General features: G+C 65.5%; 8 protein-coding genes. 7 read left to right on the forward strand and 1 reads right to left on the reverse strand.

Going from position 1 to position 5,966, the window contains the following annotated elements:
• The first annotated feature begins 223 nt into the window (after positions 1–223).
• From DT057_RS05460 to DT057_RS05485, 5 genes are all read left to right on the forward strand, one after another.
• Positions 224–460: a hypothetical protein gene (locus DT057_RS05460; RefSeq protein ID WP_128561092.1), complete on the forward strand. Its 237-nt coding sequence runs from the start codon at positions 224–226 to the stop codon at positions 458–460.
• Between the two features lie 448 nt (positions 461–908).
• Positions 909–1,829, forward strand: coding sequence for a DMT family transporter (locus DT057_RS05465; RefSeq protein ID WP_128561093.1), 921 nt, complete (start codon positions 909–911; stop codon positions 1,827–1,829).
• A gap of 285 nt (positions 1,830–2,114) precedes the next feature.
• Entirely contained in the window at positions 2,115–2,597 is a 483-nt protein-coding gene (locus DT057_RS05470; RefSeq protein ID WP_128561094.1) for an Hsp20 family protein, read from the forward strand.
• 92 nt (positions 2,598–2,689) lie between these two features.
• On the forward strand, positions 2,690–3,211 hold the full coding sequence (locus tag DT057_RS05475; RefSeq protein WP_128561095.1) for an Hsp20/alpha crystallin family protein: 522 nt from the start codon (positions 2,690–2,692) through the stop codon (positions 3,209–3,211).
• Between the two features lie 505 nt (positions 3,212–3,716).
• Entirely contained in the window at positions 3,717–4,061 is a 345-nt protein-coding gene (locus DT057_RS05485; protein WP_128561096.1) for a hypothetical protein, read from the forward strand.
• A gap of 450 nt (positions 4,062–4,511) precedes the next feature.
• Here the strand turns inward: DT057_RS05485 and DT057_RS05490 are convergent, their stop codons facing one another.
• A complete protein-coding gene (locus DT057_RS05490; RefSeq protein ID WP_128561097.1) occupies positions 4,512–4,784 on the reverse strand; it encodes an usg protein in 273 nt (90 codons plus the stop codon).
• Between the two features lie 288 nt (positions 4,785–5,072).
• Here DT057_RS05490 and groES point away from each other — a divergent pair, with 288 nt between their 5' ends.
• Together groES and DT057_RS05500 are read left to right on the forward strand one after the other, a co-directional pair.
• A complete protein-coding gene (gene groES, locus DT057_RS05495) occupies positions 5,073–5,387 on the forward strand; it encodes a co-chaperone GroES (RefSeq protein ID WP_128561098.1) in 315 nt (104 codons plus the stop codon).
• A gap of 44 nt (positions 5,388–5,431) precedes the next feature.
• Positions 5,432–5,966 (forward strand): TCP-1/cpn60 chaperonin family protein (locus tag DT057_RS05500; protein WP_276469420.1); only part of this gene is annotated, 535 nt, incomplete at its 3' end.

Below are 5,966 nucleotides of genomic sequence, written 5' to 3' on the forward strand. Positions count from 1 at the left end.
ATCACCGCGCCGCCTGACCGCCTCCGTCACCAAAATTCCTGCATAGTTCCCCGAGCGCCCGCGCTATGCGGAACATCCGGGTGTGACGTAGAGTGCGAGACTGGTCCGAACCGATCCAGGTTCGACATCGCGGTTTGCGCAACACGACGATGCCGGCTGAACCAACTCCCGCCCGTCCTGCGCTTGCCATAGCGAGCGTCCTGATGCGAACGGAGTGACCCCGATGACCTCACCCTCCAGTGGTGTCCCGATCATGCCCGCTGCACCGCAGCTTCCCGCACAGACCTTCGAGGTGGCCCAGGCACCGCCCATCCTCGTGACCGACGGACCGTGCCCACCCGGCATGCGCCGCATCGCCGTCGACGCGCTGGACGCATCCGGGCGCTTCACCGCAGGTTTCTCCTACTGCGCTCCAGACGTCCAGGAGCCATCAGGCGCCGAGCGGGCGAGACGACGCTGATGTGGGGGTGCCCCGGGCGGCCGGTACATCCGCGGTCCACCCGGGGCTTAGGCACCACCGCGGTGGCGCTGAACTGATGATGCCGGCCACGCTCCTCATGGCCGAAATCTGACGCCTGCTACCCGTCGCGAGAGGCTGGTTGCGACCGATTGTGTTGAAAAACTCGGGATGCAGCCGATGCGCTGTTCCACACCAGCCCGCGCGTAGAAAAAATCTTCTGTACTGGCTCGCGCGGTCCGGCCCACATCGGCATGCTGAACGCCGGAAAGAGACGAGTTCTCCTCACAGCGCGGTACGGGCGAGGCAACAGGCGCCGCCTCTGAGTTTTTCAACACAATCGATCCGTTTCAGAAGCTCCTCACTCCTCCTCGCGGTCACGGCTCAGTTCGGCCTATGGTGCTGGTGTAGAGGCGACGCATCCGGCCGCCCCTTGTGAAAGCAGAGCGGCGTGACGACGAAGACGACCACGGCGGCCCAGGATCGCGATCGATCAACCTCATCTGCCATCGGCCTGACGATCCTGTCCGGCCTGCTCTACGTCCTGGGGTACACGCTCTCGAAGAGTTTGGTCACGAACGACGGTCTCGGCCCCTTGCAGGTCACCTTCCTGCGCTGCGCCGTCATCCTTATCGTCGGCCTTTGTGCGGCAGCATGGCCTGGAAGCTGCGTGACCTGGCACCGCCTGCTGCGGCCGGACAGGGCGTGGGAGCAACGAGTTGCCGCTGCTGCGCTCGTCGTGTCCAACGCGCTCGCGGTACTCGCCTACGCTCTGATGCCGGTCACCGCCGCCTCGGCGCTTGGCTTCACCGCCCCGTTGCTGCTGACGCTGCTCGGCGGATTGCTGCTACGCGAGCGCGTCCCGCTCGGCCGCTGGCTCGGCACTCTGCTCGGCTTTGCCGGAATGCTGCTGATCGTGAGACCGGGCGGGGAGGCGAGCGTGCTCGGCATCGCGGCAGCCTTCGGAGGCGCCCTCACCTACGCGGTCTATCAGGTGTTGATCCGCCGCCTGCGCGATGCAGCCACGACCCTCGACACGATCCTGCAGGTCGCTCTGGTCGGCGTCGTTCTGCTGGCTGCGCTGGTGGCCGCGGACTGGCGACCCGTCAGCGCCAAGGCTGCGGCCCTCACCCTGTTGACGACGGTCGTCCAGACTGCCGCCCTGGCAAGCATCGCGGCGGCACTTCACCGGGGAGAAGCGTCGCGGCTGGCGCCTTGGCAGTTCTCAGGCCTGTTATGGGCCATGGCCCTCGACGCGCTCCTACTCCAGATAGCCCCTACGCTCGGCGGGTTGATTGGCGGGTGTCTTGTCATCGGGGGTGGTGTGTTGGCTCAGATGGCGGGTCGATCACCGGCGGTCGAAGCAGCTTGACCATGCGAAAGGCCGTTTCCCATTTGTAGCAGACCTCGCGCGTGCGCGCCGAGTTCGCATAAGCCCGGCATATGGAACGCGTGATGGTGCTGCTCAACGCCGGTCAGCGACCGCCGCTTCGTCGCTACTTAGCGCGATCGTCCGCCGAAAAAATTCTCGTGGAGTGGAACTACGTGCGTCGCCAGCCGTTACGCGCGTGCGAGGCCCGATCCGGGCTCGCGCGGTGGGCGCCGGCCCCGCTGCCGGCGTCCCTTGTAGTCACGTTGCTCACGGGAGGATGTGGTTATGAGGACCTACGACGTTGCCCCCCTGTTCCGCTCGTCCGTCGGCTTCGACAGGCTGTTCGACCTGCTCACCCAGGCCGACCGCGTCGAGCCCTCGACCGCCTGGCCGCCCTACAACATCGAGAAACTGGCCGAGGACCATTATCGCATCACCATGGCAGTGGCGGGCTTCTCCCCCGACGAGATCGAGCTCATCCAGCACGACACCGCCCTCCTGGTCGCGGGCCAGAAGTCGGGCTCCGAGGGCGAGCGCCAGTACCTGCACCGCGGCATCGCGGCGCGCACGTTCCGCCAGACCTTCAACCTGGCCGAGCACGTGACGGTCACGGGCGCGACCCTGGAGAACGGCCTTCTGACCGTCGCGCTCAGGCGCGAGGTCCCGGAGGCGCTCAAGCCCCGCCGCATCGCCATCGGCGGCGACCGACCCATGGCCGGGCAGGACAACGCGCCGGCGCAGATCGCAGGTGAGGCCAAGGCCGCCTGAGCCCACTCGATCTGGAACGATACGCTTTCTCGCGGGCTCGCCGGCCCGCGAGCGATGCCGCACGCCCTCAACCATGCTGATGGAGGTGAGCCATGAGTGTGAGAGATCTGATCCCGTGGGGCCGCGGAACCAGCACCGCGCTGCCGAACGCGATGCGCGCTGAGCCCACCAGCCCGTTCCTGACGCTCCACCGCGAGATGAACCGCCTGTTCGACGATGTGTTCAGCGGCCTTGGAACCGGAGTCGCAGGCCTGCCAGGCCGCCTTGGCTGGCCGAGCGTCGAGATGGTGGAGACCGACCAGGGCCTGCGCCTCTCGGCCGAACTGCCGGGGCTTGAGGAGAAAGATGTTGAACTCCTGATCGACGCCGACGTCCTCACGCTGCGCGGCGAGAAGCGGGCCGAAGCCTCGGACCAGGAACGCGGCTACTCGGAGCGCAGCTACGGCCGCTTCGAGCGGGTGATCGCCCTGCCGTTCGCGGTCGAGGAGGAGAAGGTCGAGGCGTCATTCCGTAATGGGGTGCTTAGCGTCACGCTGCCCCGCTCAGCCAAAGGGCCGGAGCGCGGGCGCCGCATCGCGATCAACTGCGCCAAGCCGCATGACACGGCACACTGAACGCGGGCGCCCATCAGGACACACGTGAACTGATCGACGGGAACGCATGACACGGCGGCTGGTGCGGACCAGCAGGTCGCACCGGCTGCTCGTCCTTTGCTCAAGAGGAGGGTCGTCACATGCAGCAGCTTGAGACCACGATCGAACGCCTTGGCCCGGTGGCTTCGGCCACTCTCAGGTCGGCAGCGGTGGATGCCTTCGAGGCATTCTGCGCACCCGGCGACGTCTTTCGGCGNAGCCGAGAAGCGCACTATCCTGGCGTCCTGGGCGTCCGACGCGCGCGCGGTGGACTCCTGCCCGGCCTTGCGCTGCCTGCCGGGATGCCGGGCTGAACCCGTGCCGCTCGATGAGGTCCTGGCGGCCCTGCAGGAGCTGGATGGCGAGCGCGCGAACCGGACCGATGCGAAGATGCCTGAGCACCGATCCTCACCAGGCCTCGGGTGTCGCTGGCGTGACCGAGCAAGAACGCGGGAGAGCGATTTGAACTGAGACCGGGAGGTAAACGATGGCGACGTTCCACCCGAAGGATTGGCACCGCCGGTCGTCCCGGCTACGGCGCATGAGGCGTGAGATGCAGGCACGGGACGCGAACGCAGCGGCCACAGTCGAGTGGCTCCTGTCCACCGGGCTCTGCCTCGGGCTCACGGCGCTGCTACCAGCGTCGGCCATGCTCTCGGCTCTGGCGGCACTGCTCACCCTAGCAGGGTTTGCTTGGCTCGGCGTGGCGATCATGCAGGCCGAGCCGCCGGTGGGCAGCCCGCACCTGACCGCCTGGGACGCGGCGCTGTTCTCCTTGGCGGCCAGCTTCGGCGTGCAGAGCACAGCGCATCTGGCCGCGCTCAGTCCTTGATCCGGGTTGAGCACGACAAGATGTGCTTGGACTGCCATACTGAGGCTCGGCCCAACCTTGAAGCTTGGCTACCCGGCTTCCTATCTGACAGGCATCCGAGTAGTGTAGCTTGAGTGCAGATTATGAATACGGGGTCGAGCAAGGCCTACATCGTCCTTCCCTTCGAACGGGTTGGTACAACGATCGGTGCGAGGCAAGCTCTCATCTTTATGCGCTGAGGCCTTGGGTCAGAAAGCAAGCGGCGTCGCGATTTTAGAGCACACGGTCGATCAAGAGACTGGCGTGGAGGAGGACCGCCTGGTGGCTGCCGGAGGCGCCGTGCCTCCGTTCTCGCCTGGAGCGGCAAGTTGGACGATGCGCTTGCACTGAGTAGCCCTTCGCATCTGCGCTCGCGGGCGATCGGCTCGGTTGCCTGTATTCAGCGCATCACCGAAGCTCGCATAGCCGAGATCAGTGCAGACGGAACTCACCATTGATCGCCCTCAACTCGGCCGGCCTGATGAGACGGCTATGCGCGACCTTGACGGAATGCAGTGGGCCATCGAGCGCGTCCTGCCAGAAGGAAAGGAAGCGCTTCAGCTCGGGAAATTCTGGAAAGAGGTCATGGTGCTGCCAGACGAATGTCTGAAGCACGTGCGGGTGGTCGGGAAGGTGGTAGAGGATCTCGGCAGTCGTAAGGCTGTAGCCCTCGAGTTGGCGACGGAAGGCCGGCGACACGGTCATTCTGGAGCCTCGCTCAGGCGCTGAACGAAGAGCGCATGGTGGCGCGACGGCGGGCGCCGATCAAGATCGTGCGAAAATTCATCAACCTAATTAGCAACTTAGCACTCAATTGCAGCCCTGCTGCTACCCTCTAGCGTCACGCTTGGCCATCCCCCGTTGCGAGTGCCAAAAATTGTTGCCACCCTCTTGAAGCGGAAAAATCCTGCTCCCAGCTTGGCGGCGGTCGGACCACTCAGGTCGGGATCCGGCCGGACATCCGAAATGTAACTCTCGCGCTGGAGACATCGCATGAAGTTCCGTCCGCTGCACGACCGTGTCGTCGTCCGTCGCATCGAGAGCGAGGAGAAGACCAAGGGCGGCATCATCATTCCGGACACCGCCAAGGAGAAGCCGCAAGAGGGCGAGATCGTCGCCGTCGGCCCCGGCGCCCGCGACGAGTCCGGCAAGGTGGCGCCCCTCGACGTCAAGGCCGGTGACCGCATCCTGTTCGGCAAGTGGTCGGGCACCGAGGTCAAGATCGACGGCCAGGATCTCCTCGTCATGAAGGAGTCCGACATCATGGGTGTGATCACTGCCTCGGAGTCTCTGCAGCGAGCCGCCTGATCCAGAAGCCCACATAGTTCAACTGTCCATAGGGAGTGGCCATCATGGCAGCGAAAGACGTACGGTTCTCCGCCGACGCGCGCGAGAAGATGCTGCGCGGAGTGGATATCCTGGCGAACGCCGTGAAGGTGACGCTCGGTCCGAAGGGCCGCAACGTCGTGATCGAGAAGAGCTTCGGCGCGCCCCGGATCACCAAGGACGGCGTCACCGTCGCCAAGGAGATCGAGCTCGCCGACAAGTTCGAGAACATGGGCGCCCAGATGGTGCGCGAAGTGGCCTCGAAGACCAACGACCTCGCGGGCGACGGCACCACCACCGCGACCGTGCTGGCCCAGGCCATCGTCAAGGAAGGCGCCAAGTACGTCGCCGCCGGCATGAACCCGATGGACTTGAAACGTGGCATCGACCAGGCGGTCGCTGCGGTGGTCGAGGATCTGAAGAAGAGCGCCCGCAAGATCACCCGGAACGACGAGGTCGCTCAGATCGGCACGATTTCGGCCAACGGCGACGCTGAGATCGGCCAGATGCTGGCCAAAGCGATGCAGACGGTCGGCAACGAGGGCGTGATCACGGTCGAGG

It is taken from the genome of Methylobacterium crusticola, assembly GCF_003574465.1.
In the GTDB taxonomy this organism is placed as follows: Bacteria; Pseudomonadota; Alphaproteobacteria; order Rhizobiales; family Beijerinckiaceae; genus Methylobacterium; species Methylobacterium crusticola.

Excerpts from the sequence above, each read along its gene's own strand:
- DT057_RS05485 (WP_128561096.1), top strand. The coding sequence starts at position 3,717 with ATGGCGACGTTCCACCCGAAGGATTGGCACCGCCGGTCGTCCCGGCTA.
- DT057_RS05475 (WP_128561095.1), top strand. The coding sequence starts at position 2,690 with ATGAGTGTGAGAGATCTGATCCCGTGGGGCCGCGGAACCAGCACCGCG.
- DT057_RS05460 (WP_128561092.1), top strand. The coding sequence starts at position 224 with ATGACCTCACCCTCCAGTGGTGTCCCGATCATGCCCGCTGCACCGCAG.
- DT057_RS05470 (WP_128561094.1), top strand. The coding sequence starts at position 2,115 with ATGAGGACCTACGACGTTGCCCCCCTGTTCCGCTCGTCCGTCGGCTTC.
- DT057_RS05490 (WP_128561097.1), bottom strand. The coding sequence starts at position 4,784 with ATGACCGTGTCGCCGGCCTTCCGTCGCCAACTCGAGGGCTACAGCCTT.
- groES (WP_128561098.1), top strand. The coding sequence starts at position 5,073 with ATGAAGTTCCGTCCGCTGCACGACCGTGTCGTCGTCCGTCGCATCGAG.